At 69.4% G+C, this 15,099-nt stretch carries 13 protein-coding genes and 1 pseudogene; 8 read left to right on the top strand and 6 right to left on the bottom strand.

What is annotated here, in order from left to right:
• The first annotated feature begins 101 nt into the window (after positions 1 to 101).
• From ACTMTI_RS18110 to ACTMTI_RS18090, 5 genes are all read left to right on the top strand, one after another.
• Entirely contained in the window at positions 102 to 596 is a 495-nt protein-coding gene (locus ACTMTI_RS18110; RefSeq protein WP_441121545.1) for a cupin domain-containing protein, read from the top strand.
• Entirely contained in the window at positions 593 to 1,528 is a 936-nt protein-coding gene (locus tag ACTMTI_RS18105; RefSeq protein ID WP_441121544.1) for an acyl-CoA thioesterase, read from the top strand. Before ACTMTI_RS18110 ends, ACTMTI_RS18105 begins: the two co-directional genes overlap by 4 nt.
• A gap of 59 nt (positions 1,529 to 1,587) precedes the next feature.
• Entirely contained in the window at positions 1,588 to 3,246 is a 1,659-nt protein-coding gene (locus tag ACTMTI_RS18100; protein WP_441121543.1) for an AMP-binding protein, read from the top strand.
• A gap of 12 nt (positions 3,247 to 3,258) precedes the next feature.
• The gene (locus ACTMTI_RS18095) at positions 3,259 to 5,610 is read left to right on the top strand and encodes a bifunctional salicylyl-CoA 5-hydroxylase/oxidoreductase (protein ID WP_441121542.1); all 2,352 of its coding nucleotides are present in this window, start codon (positions 3,259 to 3,261) and stop codon (positions 5,608 to 5,610) included.
• A gap of 401 nt (positions 5,611 to 6,011) precedes the next feature.
• Positions 6,012 to 6,164: a hypothetical protein gene (locus tag ACTMTI_RS18090; RefSeq protein ID WP_441121541.1), complete on the top strand. Its 153-nt coding sequence runs from the start codon at positions 6,012 to 6,014 to the stop codon at positions 6,162 to 6,164.
• A gap of 258 nt (positions 6,165 to 6,422) precedes the next feature.
• Here ACTMTI_RS18090 and ACTMTI_RS18085 read toward each other — a convergent pair whose 3' ends face one another.
• The 3 genes from ACTMTI_RS18085 to ACTMTI_RS18075 form a co-directional block, all read right to left on the bottom strand.
• Positions 6,423 to 7,445, bottom strand: a complete 1,023-nt coding sequence (locus tag ACTMTI_RS18085; protein ID WP_441121540.1) for a substrate-binding domain-containing protein — start codon at positions 7,443 to 7,445, stop codon at positions 6,423 to 6,425.
• Between the two features lie 158 nt (positions 7,446 to 7,603).
• On the bottom strand, positions 7,604 to 8,662 hold the full coding sequence (locus ACTMTI_RS18080) for an ABC transporter permease (protein ID WP_441121539.1): 1,059 nt from the start codon (positions 8,660 to 8,662) through the stop codon (positions 7,604 to 7,606).
• 80 nt (positions 8,663 to 8,742) lie between these two features.
• The gene (locus tag ACTMTI_RS18075) at positions 8,743 to 10,143 is read right to left on the bottom strand and encodes a glycoside hydrolase family 125 protein (protein WP_441121538.1); all 1,401 of its coding nucleotides are present in this window, start codon (positions 10,141 to 10,143) and stop codon (positions 8,743 to 8,745) included.
• Between the two features lie 182 nt (positions 10,144 to 10,325).
• Between ACTMTI_RS18075 and ACTMTI_RS18070 the strand changes: the two genes are divergently transcribed.
• The gene (locus tag ACTMTI_RS18070) at positions 10,326 to 11,255 is read left to right on the top strand and encodes an ATP-binding cassette domain-containing protein (protein ID WP_441121537.1); all 930 of its coding nucleotides are present in this window, start codon (positions 10,326 to 10,328) and stop codon (positions 11,253 to 11,255) included.
• Positions 11,256 to 11,319: 64 nt separating this feature from the next.
• Positions 11,320 to 12,378 carry a LacI family DNA-binding transcriptional regulator gene (locus ACTMTI_RS18065; RefSeq protein WP_441121536.1) on the top strand — a complete coding sequence of 353 codons (1,059 nt, stop codon included), beginning with the start codon at positions 11,320 to 11,322 and terminating at the stop codon, positions 12,376 to 12,378.
• A gap of 154 nt (positions 12,379 to 12,532) precedes the next feature.
• Here ACTMTI_RS18065 and ACTMTI_RS18060 read toward each other — a convergent pair whose 3' ends face one another.
• From ACTMTI_RS18060 to ACTMTI_RS18050, 3 genes and pseudogenes are all read right to left on the bottom strand, one after another.
• A complete protein-coding gene (locus ACTMTI_RS18060; protein ID WP_441121535.1) occupies positions 12,533 to 13,033 on the bottom strand; it encodes a carboxymuconolactone decarboxylase family protein in 501 nt (166 codons plus the stop codon).
• 137 nt (positions 13,034 to 13,170) lie between these two features.
• Positions 13,171 to 13,719, bottom strand: a complete 549-nt coding sequence (locus tag ACTMTI_RS18055) for a serine hydrolase domain-containing protein (protein ID WP_441121534.1) — start codon at positions 13,717 to 13,719, stop codon at positions 13,171 to 13,173.
• Positions 13,720 to 13,783: 64 nt separating this feature from the next.
• Positions 13,784 to 13,981, bottom strand: a pseudogene (locus ACTMTI_RS18050) (hypothetical protein); the annotation flags it as partial.
• Between the two features lie 139 nt (positions 13,982 to 14,120).
• Here ACTMTI_RS18050 and sigJ point away from each other — a divergent pair.
• Complete coding sequence (gene sigJ / locus ACTMTI_RS18045; RefSeq protein ID WP_441121533.1) at positions 14,121 to 15,008, top strand: RNA polymerase sigma factor SigJ; 888 nt, start codon at positions 14,121 to 14,123, stop codon at positions 15,006 to 15,008.
• The last annotated feature ends 91 nt before the right edge of the window (positions 15,009 to 15,099 follow it).

Genomic DNA, 15,099 nt, shown 5'->3' with positions numbered 1-15,099 from the left:
CGGTCCGCGCCGCCATCAGGCTGCCGCGGTGCTGGCATTGACTTTATATGACGTACGTGAAAAAAACGGCATACGCCTCAGTCCGAGTTTTAGGAGTCACCATGCATCCGACTGAGGGAGACCTCAGCAACTACCGGCTCGAAGGGGACAACTCGATGTACGCCACCGACAGTGGCCTGGTCGTCCCGGTCGTCACCCGAGGAGGGCTGGAGTCCTTGACGACAGGCCAGTCGGAGGGTGCCTCGCGCATCGCGGGTGTGAGTCCCCAGCACACACTGGCGAGGCGGATCTGGTTCGGGAAGGTCAGCAACGAGCCCGGTTACCGCTCGGTGCCCCACCACCACGGTGAGGCCGAGACCGGCGGATACGTCCTGTCGGGGCGGGCGCGCATCTACTTCGGCGAGAAGTACGAGGACTACATCGACATGGAGGAAGGCGACTGGGTCTTCGTCCCGCCCTTCATGCCCCACGTCGAGTGCAACCTGGACCGCAACCGTCCGCTGACCTGGATGACCACGCGCACGCCGGACAACATCGTCGTCAATCTCGCCGACGTCGCGGACGAGGCGCTGGGCGACTGGGTCGAGCGGCCGTGACGGCCCCGGTCCGGCACGACGCCGTCCCCACTTCTGAGACGTTCACGGCCGCCGTGACCCTGAAGGAGTCCGAGCCGGAGCACTACGACGTGGCTTTCACGGCGGTGACCCAGCCCTGTCCGTGGCCCAAGGCGTACGGCGGTGACCTGGTGGCCGCGGCCGCGGCCGCCGCCATGCGGACGGTTCCGGAGGGTTCGGAGGGCGGCAAGACGCTGCATTCCATGCACTCCTACTTCATGCGCCCGGCCGACATCGGAGCCGAGGTCCGTTACGAGGTGGAGCTGCTGCGCGACGGCCGGGGTTACGGCACGCGGCAGGTCCGCGCGTACCAGAACGGGCGGCCGATCTATGTGGCGCTCGCGTCGTTCGCCGCCGGTGAGCCCGGCGGCACCTTCGCCGTACGACCTCCCGGGGTCCCGGATCCTGGCACGCTGCCCTCCTCGGCCGCATACCTCGAGGAGCGGTCCGGCGGGACGATGACCGAGGAGTCGAAGGCGTACTGGAGCGGTGGGCGCGGCTTCGACATGCGCCACGTTCCCGGGCCCGTCTACCTGACCGTCGACGGGGACCGGGCGCCGCACCAGGCCCTCTGGGTGAAGCCGTACGACGACCTGCGCCCGGTCGAGGGCCTGACCCGCACGCAACGCGACCTGGCGGCCCTTTCCTACGTCTGCGACTACACCATCCTCGAACCGGTGCTGCGCGTGCTCGGCCTGCCGTGGGCTCAGCCCGGCCTGGTCACCGCGAGCCTGGACCACGCGATGTGGTTCCACCGGGTCCCGGGCGAAGGAGTCCTCGACGACTGGTTGCTCTACGCGCAGGAAGCCGGCGCCGCCGGCTCGGGGCGCGGTGTCGGCCAAGGACGCTTCTTCACCCGCGACGGACAACACCTGGCCACGGTCGTCCAGGAAGGCGTGATCCGCGCCTCCTGATCCTCCCTTGAACCACCCCCCACATGCTGCCGGCCCCCACGCCTCCGGAAGGACCCCCGATGAGGCTCTCACCCACCTCCCACACCGACACCTTCGCCCGCGATCACCTGCCGCCGATCGAGCAGTGGCCGCGGCTGGAGTTCACGACCGATCTCCTGCGGTACCCGGACCGCCTCAACGCGGCCGGAGAGATCATCGACGCCGCGGTCGCCGCCTTCGGTCCCCACCGACCCGCGATCCGCACCGACGCGGGGGAGATGTGGACCTACGGCGACCTTCAGCGGCGCGCCAATCAGGTCGCCCAGGTACTCGTCGAGGACCTCGGCCTCGTGCCCGGCAACAGGGTTCTCCTCCGGTCCCCGAACAACCCCTGGACGGTCGCCTGCTGGCTCGGGGTGCTGAAGGCCGGGGGCGTCGTCGTCACGACGATGTCAGCTCTGCGCGCCCATGACCTCACCCCCGTGGTCGCCAAGTCCCGGCCGGCGATCGCGCTGGTCGACCACCGGTTCGTGGCGGAGGTGGAGCTCGTGCGCGACTCCGGTGCCCCCGGTCTGACGGTGGTGCCGTTCGGCGGCTCCGGCGCCGACGACCTGACCGCGCGCTGCGCGGCCAAGCCGGGGGAGTTCACCGGCGTCCTCACCGCCGCCGACGACGTCGCCCTGTTCGGGCCGACCTCGGGCAGCACGGGTGTCCCCAAGATCACCACCCATTTCCACCGCGACATCCTGTCCATCGACAACACCTTCGGCCGGGGGATTCTCCAGCTCGCCGCCGATGACGTGGTCGCCTGCACGGCCCCCCTAGCCTTCACCTTCGGTCTCGGAATGCTCGTGGTGTTCCCCCTCCGGGCGGGCGCCTGCGTGTTCCTCGTGGAAAGCGCGACTCCGGCACGGCTCGCCGACCTCGTCGCGGAGCACGGGATCACGGTGCTGGCCACCGCGCCGACGGCCTACAAGCAGATCCTGAAGGCAGGCAAGATCGACAAGCTGCGCGGCCTCCGCCTCGCGGTGAGCGCCGGAGAGCACATCCCGCAGGGCATCTGGGAGCAGATCGAGGCGGACATCGGGCTCAAGATCATCGATGGCATCGGAGCCACGGAGATGTTGCACATCTTCATCTCCGCGGCCGGCGACGACATCCGGCCCGGCTCGACAGGCAGGCCGGTTCCCGGCTTCCGCGCGACGATCCTCGGCCCGGACGGCGACGAGCTGCCTCCCGGCGTCGAGGGCCGGCTGGCCGTGATCGGCCCGGTCGGTTGCCGCTACCTGGACGACGACCGCCAGAAGACGTACGTCGTCAACGGCTGGAACGTCACCGGTGACACCTTCTACCGAGACGAGGACGGCTACCTCTACTACTGCGCACGCACCGACAACATGATCGTCTCCTCGGGCTACAACATCGGTGGTCCTGAGGTCGAGGCGGTCATCGACACCCACCCGGACGTGATCGAGTCCGCGGTCGTCGCCGAGCCCGACCCCGAGCGGGGAGCGATCGTGTGCGCCTTCATCGTGCTCAGGGACGGCGTCGACGGTGACGTGGCGAAGGCCAAGGAGATCCAGGACCACGTCAAGCGGCGACTGGCGCCGTACAAGTACCCCCGCGATGTGCGCTTCTGCACCTCGCTCCCGCGCAACCCCAGCGGGAAGCTGCAGCACTACGTCCTGCGGAAGATCATCGAAGCAGAGCAGACAGGCGCCATCGCCGCCGCACACTGAGAGGAACTCCCGTTGAAGATCGCAATCGCCGGCGGCGGCCCAGGTGGTCTCTACTTCGCGGCCCTGATGAAGCAGCTGAACCGGGACCATGAGATCACCATCTGGGAGCGCAACGCCCCTGACGACACCTTCGGCTTCGGTGTCGTCTTCTCCGACGAGACGCTGGGGGGCATCGAGAACGCCGACACGGTCATCTACGAGCAGATGGCACGCCGCTTCGCCCGCTGGACCGACATCGACATCGAGTTCAACGGCCAGGCCTTCACGGTGGGCGGGCAGGGCTTCGCGGCCATGAGCCGGAAGGAGCTCCTGCACCTGCTGCAGCAGCGCGCCGCAGAGCTGGGCGTGAAGGTGTTCTACGAGACCGAGGCGCCGGACGTCGACGAGCTGCGCACCGCCCACGACCTCGTCGTGGCGGCCGACGGCCTCAACTCGAGGATCCGGACCAAGTACGCGGACTCCTTCGTCCCCTCGCTCGACCACCGCCGGAACAAGTACATCTGGCTGGGCACGGACCTGGTCTTCGAGGCCTTCCAGTTCGTCGTCAAGCAGACGGAGTGGGGCACCATGCAGATTCACGGGTACCCGTACTCCGCGAGCGGCTCGACCTTCATCGTCGAGATGCACAAGGACGTGTGGCGCCGCGCGGGGTTCGATGCGACCGAGAACGAGTCGTTTGCTCCCGGAGTGTCCGACGAGTACGCGGTCAAGAAGATCAAGGAGATCTTCGCCGACGAGCTCGCCGGGCACCAGGTGCTCACCAACAACTCCAAGTGGCTCGACTTCACGACCGTCCGCAACGAGCGCTGGTACGACGGCAACGTCGTCCTCCTCGGGGACGCCGCCCACACCGCGCACTTCTCCATCGGATCGGGCACGAAGCTCGCGATGGAAGACGCCCTGGCGCTGGCGGCGTGCCTGCACGAGCACCCGTCGCTCGGCGAAGCGCTCGAGGCCTACCAGGCAGAGCGGAAGCCGGTGGTGGAGTCGGCCCAGCGCGCGGCGCAGGCCTCGCTGGAGTGGTTCGAGAACATCGGGATGTACTCCGGCCAGGATCCCCTCCAGTTCTGCTTCAACCTGCTGACCCGGTCGCGGCGCATCACCTTCGAGAACCTCAAGGAGCGCGATCCGGAGTTCGCCCACCACGTCGAGGCGGCGTTCGCCGGGGCGGACGAGATCGCTCCCGCGATGTTCCAGCCGGTCCACATCGGGCCCCTGCGGTTGAAGAACCGCGTCATCGTGTCGCCGATGGACATGTACTCCGCGGAGGAGGGCGTGCCGAACGACTTCCACCTGGTGCACCTGGGCGGCAAGGCGCTCGGCGGCGCCGGGCTCGTGATGACCGAGATGGTCTGCGTCTCCCCGGAGGGCAGAATCACCCCTGGCTGCACCGGTCTGTGGAACGACGAGCAGCGTGACGCCTACCGTCGCGTGACCGACTTCGTGCACTCGCACACGACCGCGAAGATAGGCCTCCAACTCGGTCACTCGGGACGCAAGGGCTCCACCAGGCTGATGTGGGAGGGCCTCGACCAGCCTCTCATCGAGGACAACTGGGAGGTCATCGGCCCGTCCGCCCTGCCCTACGGAGACGGTTGCCACCTGCCTCGCGAGGCCGGCCGCGACGACCTGGACAAGATCGTGGCCGACTTCGTCGCCGCCGCCGAACGCGGCGTCGCCGCCGGCTTCGACCTCATCGAGATCCACGCCGCGCACGGCTACCTCCTTTCCTCCTTCCTCTCGCCGGTGGCCAACAAGCGGACCGACGTCTATGGCGGCTCGCTGACCAACCGGCTGCGGTTCCCTCTGGAGGTCTTCGACGCCGTGCGCGCGGCCGTTCCCGCGCAGATCCCGGTGACGGTCCGCATCTCGGCGAGCGACTGGGTGCCGGACGGCAACACCGCGCAGGACGCGGTCGAGATCGCCCGGGCCTTCGTCGAGCACGGAGCGGCGGCCATCGACGTGTCGTCGGGACAGGTGACCAAGGAGGAGAAGCCGGCGTTCGGCCGTTCCTACCAGACCCCGTTCGCCGACCAGATCCGCCGGCTCGTCGCCGAGCCGGCGGGCGTGAAGGTCATCGCGGTGGGCGCCATCTCCTCCTACGACGACGTGAACTCCATCCTGCTCGCCGGCCGAGCGGACCTCTGCGCCCTGGGGCGGCCCCACCTCTACAACCCCCAGTGGACGTTGCAGGCCGCGGCCGAGCAGCAGTACCAGGGCGAAGGCGCCGAGTGGCCGATCCAGTTCCGTGCGGGCCGCCGCAAGCCCCCGACCTCTCGCACCGACAAGGTCCCGCCGCGCCTGGCGCTCCTGCGGCACCAGGCCGACCAGCACGTCCACATCCGATGGACTCCCGGTCAGTGAGCACACTCCCGCCTCGTGATCCGGTGGACGGCTCTATCCCACGCGGGGTGCGGCATGCCGACACGGCCTCCCCGTGTTCCTGAACACTCCGCGAGCCGCTCCGCCGAGTAACAGGTCGATCGAGACGGCGTCCTATGACGGCGACTGCGGGCGCAAGCCACGTCTGGGCGTCTCCGCCGCACTCATCGCGTCCTCCCAGGCGGAGATCACCTACCGTTGGGTGGTCAACGGGGCGCCCATGGGCCCTGAGAAGATCACGGCCCAGGAAACGTCAGGATATGGCTGGGGCAATCGGCAGGAGCAGGTCCAGGGCGTTGGACTGCGGCCCTTCGGAATACGGCGGGGGACGGCGCTGTTCACGCCACCAAGTTCAGATTTGAACGTCTGGCGAAAGGATCGTCATGGAAATCGCCTTCATGCTCATCATGAGCGCCATCGTCGGAAGCGCCCTCACCGGTGCGGTGGCCGCCGTCGTGCTCAGCGGCATCCGGGACAGGCAGTGGCCGGTGCTGTCGCGTCGGCGCGTCGTCTACCGCGGCTTCCTGCCCCGCTGACCACTCCCGCCGTTCGGAACGGGATCCGGCACGACACCGAACGCGTCAATATCATTCCCCCCTGCGCCGCAAAAGGTCGCACACGATGCGCTCGGCCGCGGCCCGGTCGCGGCCCCGCGGCGGGTCGTCATGCGCGGTCAAGGCGAGCTGGGCGACCGGCGGCGGCGCACCCAGACCAACCCATACACAACGTGGCGACGGCCGGAAACCCGTCCGAGGGGTTTCCGGCCGTCGCGATCTCAGCGGCGAAAGCCGAGGTCAGTTGCAGGTGGTGGTGTAGAGGTATTTCGCCACCTCAGGGTCGTCGACGTTCTCCTTGGTGATGACAGTGGAGTCCGTGCCGATCTGCTTCTGCACCGCCTCGCCCCGTGCCGCCGCGGCGGCCTGGGCGACGCCGTCGGCGCCGATCTGTGCCGGCTGCTGAGCGACCAGGGCCTGGACCACGTCGCCGCGCAGCTGCTCGACCTGCGCGGGTCCGGCGTCGAAGCCGACCAGCTTGATCGTGCCGGCCTTGCCCGCCCCCTTCACCGCGTTGTTGGCGCCCTGGCTCTGATCCGTGCTGAGCGCGAAGATGCCGGCCAGGTCGGGATGCGCCGCGAGCTGGGCGGAGACCAGCTGGGAGATCTTCGCGACACCGTTGGAGGTGAACACGTTGCCGAGATATTTGATGTTGGGATACTTCTTCAGCCCCTCCTCGAAGCCCTTCTGCCGAGCCTCGGCGGTGCTCACCCCGGGCTGGCCGCCGACCAGGAGGACGCTGCCCTTCTCGCCGATGAGCTTCGCCAGCGCTTCGGCGGCGACCTGCCCGCCCTTGACGTTGTCGCTGGCGATCGCTGAGGAGACGAAGCTGGTGTCGGACAGGGTGGTATCCACCAGCACCACCTTGATACCGGCCTCGGTCGCCTGCTTCAGCGGCTGGACCAGGGCCTGGGAGTCGTTGGGGGCGATGAACAGCGCGTCCGGCCGGGCGGCGATGACCGAGTTGACCATGGGGATCTGCAGGCTCACGTCCCAGTTCTTGGCGCCCTGGATGTTCAGGTCCACGTTGTGCTGCGCCGCTGCCTCCTTGGCGCCGCAGGCCATGGTCTCGTAGAACGGGTCACCGGCGACCCCTTCGATGAACGTCACTTTGACCTTCTTGGCGCCCGCCTCGGTCGACGCGGCCGAGGCGCCGGACGTCGCGGCGGCGTCCGTACCGCCGGAAGCGGAGGAGCCGCAGGCGGCGAGCGTGGTCACGAGACCGGCGACGACGGCCAGCCATGCCATGGGTGTTCTCTGCATCGTCGACTCTCCTGATTGATGCGGCCGCACACTGTCGGTGTGTGCAGGCGATGGCTTGAAACGTGCGTCGTCGCAGGAGGAAGCCTCGTGGGCGGCGCAGGGCGTGAGGAGATGTGGGGGAGGCGGCGCGGTCCGGGAAAGCGCGGGCGGAGACCGCGCTAGGTTCGTGCGTCGCGCCGTCTGCGGCGCTGGTCGACCATCACCACCGCGACCAGCGCGGCGCCGAGCGCGACCTGCTGCCAGAAGGGCTCCAGGCCGAGGATGACGAAGCCGTCCGTGAGCACCGAGGGGATCATGACGCCGACGACGGTGCCGAGCACCGTGCCGACGCCGCCGATCAGACTCGTGCCCCCGATGACGACCGCGAGGATCGCCTGCAGCATGTCGGTCTGGTGTCCGTTGAGCGTCGTTGTCTGGAACCGGGCCAGGCTCACGAATCCGGACAGCCCGGCCAGCGCGCCGGAGAGCATGTAGATCTTGACGATGTGGCGATCGACGTTGACCGCGGCCCGGCGGACCGCCTCCTCGTTGGATCCGATCGCGGCCGTGTAGCGGCCGAACCGCGTCTGCGACATCACGAAGGCGCCGACGGCGGCGACCGCCAGCGCCACCAGCACCGTGTACGGCACGCCGAGGAAGTCGCCGAAGCCGAGGGAGTCGGCCAGCGTGCCCGGCACGCCGTGCATGTCCTGCCCGCCGGCCAGGAGGTAGGCGAGCCCGGTGGCGGCGGCGAAGCTGCCGAGCGTCGTGATCAGGGGAGAGACGCCACCACGGGTGGTGACCAGCCCGTTGACCAGCCCCCATGCCAACCCGGAGAGCACCGCGGTGGCGAGCCCGGCCAGCAGGACGAGTGGCCCGTCGCCGCCGATCGCGAGCATCACCTTGAGGCTGACGACGCCTGAGAACACGAGCACCGAGCCGACCGAGAGGTCGATGCCCGCGATCGTGATGACGAACGTCATCCCGACCGCGATGAGCAGATAGCTGGAGGCGTCGACGGCGATGCTCTTGGCGTTGAACCAGGACACGAACTGATCTGGGCGCATGACCGAGAAGATCGTGATCAGGGCCAGCAGCACGAGCACCGACCAGCTGCGTTGCGTCCGGTGCAGGTTGCTGAGCCGGCCAGACGGCTGCGATCCCGGCCGGGTGTCGTCCGCGGTGGCTACCGGACGTGCCGTGTCGGCGCTCGTCGGCGCTGTTTCAAGTTCTGACATCGCTCACCTCTGCGGGGTGCGCCTAATGTGACAACGTTGTCACCTCGATGAGGCACGGTAACCCCAGGCGTCGGCGGCCGTCAACGCTGGTGGCCCAATTGTTTCCGGCCGAGGGTCACCGGCGAATCCGCCGTCCGTACCGCATCGGCCACCTCGGCCGGCACAGGAGGTGTCGGACGCGGTACCGGAAGCCCGGCCAGGGCCAGCGACAGCTCGGCGAACAGGGAATTCGCCCAGGCGAACCACGGCCGGGTGAAGGTGGCGGGGTCGTCGGCGTGGAAGCTCTCGTGCATCAGCCCGGTGCCGGCATCGGTGGCCAGGAGCACACGGTACGCGTCCGCCGACTCCTGCCGTGACCCGGCGGTCAGGGCCTGCACGCACAACGCCATCGGCCAGACGTGCCGCGCGGGTGTGTGCGGGCTGCCGACGCCTTCCGCCGCCCGGCCCCGGTAGTGGTACGGGTTCCCCTCGCTCAGCACGAAGTCGCGGGTCCGCCGGTAGAGCGGGTCATCGCGGTCGCACCAGCCCAGGTAGGGCAGGGACAGCAGGCTGGGCACGTTGGCGTCGTCCATCAGGTTCACTCCGCCGAGGCCGTCCACCTCGTACGCGTAGACGGGGCCGGAGCCGGTCTGCGCCACTCCGTGGCGGGCGATGCCGCCCGCGAGTTCGACGGCCAGTTCGAGCGCTCGGGTGCCGAGCACGGGCTCCAGCAGTCCCTCGTCACACAGCCGTACGACGCCGTTGAGCGCGACCACGGCCGCCGCGTTGGCCGGGATCAGGTAGCCGTACTGGCATCGGTCGTCGCTGGGGCGGAATCCCGACCAGGTCATCCCGGTGCGGCCGACCGGCGACCCGAGGCCGCCGCGGTCCAGCGTGTCGCCCTGGAATGGACCGGCCACGCGCTCGAACCGGTAGGGCGAGGCCCGTTCGTGGTCCTGCTCCACCCGCCAGACTCGCATGACGAGGTCGGCCGCCGCCGCGAAGTCGCTGTCCAGATGCGCCGCCGATCCGCTGGCCGCCCACAGCTCGTAGCCGAAGGACAGCAACGAGCACAGCGAGTCCACCTCGTACTTGCGCTCCCACACGTAGGGTGGCGGCGCCGGCCGGTCGTGCTCGTCCGCGTGGCCGCCGGTGGGCCCCTCGTTCACCGCGTTGGCGTAGGGATCGGCCAGGACCGCGCGGGCCATCCGCCGGACGACCCCGGTCAGGACGCGCAGCACGGCCGGGTCCGGCAGCCCGGTCAAGTACGGCCGGAGCTGGCCGACCGTGTCCCGGTGCCACATGGCCTCGATGTCGCCGGTGATGACGAAGGGCTCGGCCGGGTCCCCGCGCAGCGTGGTCGTCCAGGCGTTGGCGAAGCAGCGCCGGAACATCTCACCGGCGCCGAATTCCGCCTCCAGCCGAGCCGCCGCCCGGGCGGACACGGAGGCCAGACTCCCGGCGAGAACGGTCCAGTGTGCTGCGTGGACGTCGGCTGACAAGAGAAAGCACCCCTCAGCTGATAAGTGGAGCCGGCTCGCTGCCGCAGGTGGCGGCGGGATCTCCGCACCGCGGGCGTCTTTGCTGGCGCACGCTACCCTAGTACTGTCAGATGCGACAGCGTTGTCACCCCCACGATGGATCTCCGGCAATCCCTGGCCGGACGGGATCCGAGGAGGCGCCGATGAGCAGCAGTCCTGACACCCCGCTCCTGCAGTTGTCCGGAATCGTCAAGCACTACGGGACGGTCCGAGCCCTCCAGGGCGCCTCGCTGACCGTGAACCCGAACGAGGTCGTCGCACTGGTCGGAGACAACGGCGCGGGCAAGAGCACCATGATCAAGGTGATCTCCGGGGTGATCCAGCCGGACGAGGGCGAGATCGTCATCGACGGCCGGCCGGTCACCTTCTCCAGCCCGCTCGATCTGCGAAGCCATGGGATCGAGACCGTCTATCAGGACCTCGCGCTCGCCCCTGACCTCGACCCCGCCGCGAACCTCTTCCTCGGCCGCGAGGTGCTGCGCGGCGGCCTGCTGGGCATGCTGGGCATGCTCGACAAGCCGAAGATGCGGCGCCAGGCCGACGACGCGTTCGCCCGGCTCAGCGTCGGCCTGCAGGACACCCGCAGCACGGTCGGCACCATGTCCGGCGGTCAGCGGCAGGGGATCGCGGTGGCGCGAGCGGTGCTGTGGGCGAGCCGCCTGGTCCTGATGGACGAGCCGACAGCCGCCCTGGGTGTCGTCCAGACCGGCCGCGTCCGGGCGTTGATCGAATCCGTGCGGGAGCAGGGCGTGTCCGTGGTGCTGGTCAGCCACAATCTTCCCTTCGTCTTCGAGGTGGCGGATCGGATCGAGGTACTGCGGCTGGGCCGGCGGGTGGCCGCCTTCACGCGGGCGGAGGCCACGGCCGAACGCGTGCTCGGCGCCATGACGGGCGCGATGACCGAGGTGCCGCCCGACGATCTCGCCAAGGCCCCGGCCGGTTCCGCGATCGGCGACCCGGCCGGTACGACCCCGGATACGATGATCGGTACCGCGATCAACGCCAGGACGGACGGCACCCGCCGGGTGGACGGAACCGGCGGTGCCGGCGGAACCCGCGGGATGGAGGCATGACCGGCCCTGCCGACGTGTCCGCGGCCTTGTAGTGATCGACAAGCCGCAGGAAGGGGGACGGACTGTGACTCGGCCGACGATGAAGCAGGTCGCCGAACTCGCCGGGGTGGGCATGAAGACGGTGTCCCGGGTGGTGAACGGGGAGGGCCGGGTGAGCCGTGCGACGCGGTCGAAGGTGGAGGCCGCCATCGCCGCGACCGGCTACCGGCGCAACGAGGTGGCCAGGAGCATGCGCGGCATGCGCTCCGGGCAGAGCACCGGAGACATCGGCCTGCTGCTCGGAGACCTCACCAACCCGTTCTTCGCGGCCGTCGCCTCGGCGGTGATCAGCGTGGCCCGGGCGCGCGGCTACGCCGTCGTGCTGGCCAGCGCGGACGAGGATCCCCAGGCCGAGCGCGCGGCCGTCGATGGCCTGCTCGGCCGCCAGGTGGCCGGGCTCCTCATCGTTCCCGGCGGCCGAGACTACCGTTACCTGCAGCCGGAGATCGAGCGCGGCACTCCGGTCGTCTTCGTGGACCGCCCCGGCGCCGGAGTGGAGGCCGACGAGGTCGTGCTGGACAACGCCGCGGGTGCGCGGATGGCCGTACGGCATCTCGTCTCGTACGGGCACTCCCGGATCGGCGCCATCGTCGCGCCGAGCCGCTGGACGACCACGCAGCGCCTGCGCGGCTTCCGGGACGCCATGCGCGCCGAGGTGGGTTCGGCCGACCCCGCACTGATCCGGCGCCTGTCCACCGGTTCCGTCGCCGAGGCCGAACGCGCGGCCCGCGAACTGCTGGCGATGCCGGACCCACCGACCGCCGTCTTCACCACCACCGGCTTCATGACCCAGGGCCTGCTGCGTGCGCTGGGGCCGCGTCGCGACGTCGCGGTCACCGGCTTCGACGACTTCCCGCTGGCCGACATGCTTCCGGTCCCGCTGACCGTCGTCGCCGGGGATCCGGTCAGCCTGGGCACGGTTGCCGCGCAGACCCTGTTCGCCAGGTTCGACGGGTGGACCGAGCCACCGGCCCGCCGCGTCATACGCCCCACGCTGGTGCCGCGCGGCAGTGGAGAAATCCGCCCATCCGCCGCATCGATTCAGTCCGCCCTGCTGCCCTCAGGATCGCCGGCGCACTCCTGACCAGGCGAACGCCCACGCCTGGCTACTTTCCCTCGGGCCGATGGGGTATGGAAGCGGTCGATCTGGTGGGGGTCGGTCACTCGGGCTCGTCCTGAGCTGAGCGTGCTCAGGGTGAGGCACGGTCGCCGTGTCCTCACCCTGAGCCTGTTGGGCGTTACTGCCTCCACTGCTCCGCGGGCGACACACCGGGGAGTGGCTTGCCGATGAGGGCCAGCGGGATGAAGAAGCAGACCTGGCCGATCGCCATGATGAGCGTGGCCAGCGCCTTGTCGTCGTAGTGCCGGCACGCCTGGGCGTACAGCTCGTCGGGGACGCGCTCGCCGGACGGGTTCCTGGTGAGGACGGCCTCCACCAGCGCCAGCGCGATCCGTTCGGCGTCGGTGAAGCAGGGGGCGTCCTGCCAGGACGCCACGGCGGTGATGCGTTCCTCCGTTTCCCCCGCCTTGCGGAGGTTGCCGGTGTGCAGGACGGTCAGATAGGTGTTGCCGACGATCTGCCCGGCGCGCAGCTGTACCAGGCTGATGGTGGTCTGCGGAATCGACCCGTTCCCGGTGGCCTTGAACAGGGCTCCGCCGATTTCTTTCAGCTCGGGGATGAGCCGGGCGGGGTTGGGCAGACGCGACTGGAGATCGTCCTGCTTGGTGAGCGTGGTCATAGTGGGGCTTCCCTTCTGGATCTCAGCGGTGTGTCACTGCTCTGACGGATCGCACGAGGTGGAGGTGACCGGCGAGGGCGATCGATTTCCGGTGAGGCCGGCGATGGCTGCCTTGCCGGTCGCTGCGCCTTCGCCGATTACAAGGAGGTGATGGCGGCGCGGTGCACCGCGACGGCGAGCCGGTCGTGTTCGGGGTAGGACCAGCCGAAGCCGAAGCGGCGCCGGGTGTAGCCGAAGGTGCTGTTGAGCCCGTGGCCGATCCTGGTGATGCTGTGCGGACCGGGCACGTCCGCCCAGAACGCGGCCTCCTGCTCCGGCGTGGCCGACCACCGCTGGATCGGCAGGAACCGGCCCTCCTGGGCCTCGGGCAGTCCCAGGTACAGGTCCAGCCCGTACGGGACCCGGATGCGCTCTCCGTACACTTGCTGCAGCGACTGTCCGGTCACGCGCCGGATCACCTCGTTGACCATGGCGAACGTGACGAACCCGCCGTAGCCGTAGGCCGACCCGGGCCTCCAGTACGGCCGCTGCCCGGCCAGGCGACGCGCGATCACCGCGTCGTCGGCGAGTTCGGCCGCTGACAACCCGCCGTCGACACCGATGACGCCGGAACGGTGGGTGAGCACGTCCCGCAGAGTGATCGTGTCCTTGCCCGCGGCGGCGAACTCCGGCCAGTGCCGGGCCACTGGGATGGTCGAGATCGAGGACGCCCTCCTGCACCAGCAAGGCCACCACCAACGTCGCGGCGCCCTTGGCGGAGGAGTAGACCCCGGTCAGCGTGTCACCGCTCACCTCTTGCCCTGCCCACAGATCGACCACCTGCCGGCCGTGCACGTAGACGGCGAGCTGCGAACCGGTTTCGCCGTCCTGCTCGGCCACCACCGCGGCGAACTCCCGGCGGACCTCCTCAAAGCCGTCCGCGACCGTTCCGTGGGCATCCGTCTTCATGATGATCAGCAACCTTTCGTGTGGATGGTCGCCGTCATGACGGATCGCATGTGGCAAAGGTGATCAGCAGGCTTCGGGTCACCTTTCTCGGGTTCGATTCGTCAGAGGTACGACGTACTTGAGGAAAGGGAATGTGACCGTGAAGCCCCATGACTTTCTGGCCGTCGAGTTCGAGGGCCACCGCCCTCACCTCAAGGCGGTTGCCTACCGCATGCTCGGCTCGCTGACCGAGGCCGACGACGCCGTTCAGGAGGCGTGGCTGCGGCTGGCCCGCTCGGATGCCGACGACATCGACAACCTCGGGGGCTGGCTGACCACCGTGGTCGGCCGGGTGTGTCTGGACATGCTCCGCGCTCGGAAAGTGCGACGTGAAGAGCCGCTGGAAGCCCGTCTGCCGGATCCGCTGGTCAGCCGTGAAGATGCAGCCGACCCCGAGCAGCAGGTGCTGCTGGCCGACTCGGTGGGGCTGGCACTGCTGGTGGTGCTGGAATCACTGACTCCGGCGGAACGGCTGGCGTTCGTGCTGCATGACATGTTCGGCCTGCCGTTCGAGCAGATCGCGCCCATCGTGGACCGGACACCCGTGGCGGCCAAGAAGCTCGCCAGCCGGGCGCGCCGGCGGGTCCGCGGCGCCGCCCCGAGCCCGGACCCTGACCTGGCCGGCCAGCGCCGGGTGGTGGATGCGTTCTTGGCCGCCGCACGCGGCGGCGACTTCGGCGCGCTGCTGGCCATCCTCGACCCCGGCGTGGTGCTACGCGCCGACGGCGGCGTGCTGACCGGCGGCATGAAGATCATCCATGGTGCCGAGGCCGTGGCCGGGCAGGCCGCCACCTTCCAGCGCATGGCCACCGCCGCCGTCACACACCCCGCGCTGATCAACGGGCTCGCCGGCCTGGTCAACACCATCGACGGTCAGCCGATCTCCGTCATGAGCTTCACCATCGCCGACGGCAAGATCGCCGCGATCGACATCCTGTCCGACCCCGACCGGCTGGCCCACCTCGACCTCACCTACCCGGAGCCCTGATCCCGCCCCGTAGCGCAGGCCGCCGGTCCAGCCGAGGGCCTGTGCTACGTCGCCCTATTCGGGGCATCGAGCGTTCGCATCCGGCCGAACA

Origin of the sequence: Nonomuraea sp. H19 (assembly GCF_052068215.1) — a bacterium.
Lineage (GTDB): Bacteria > Actinomycetota > Actinomycetes > Streptosporangiales > Streptosporangiaceae > Nonomuraea.
The sequence above is the reverse complement of the archived record's forward strand: the minus strand, read 5'-3'. Positions and strand labels throughout refer to the sequence as shown.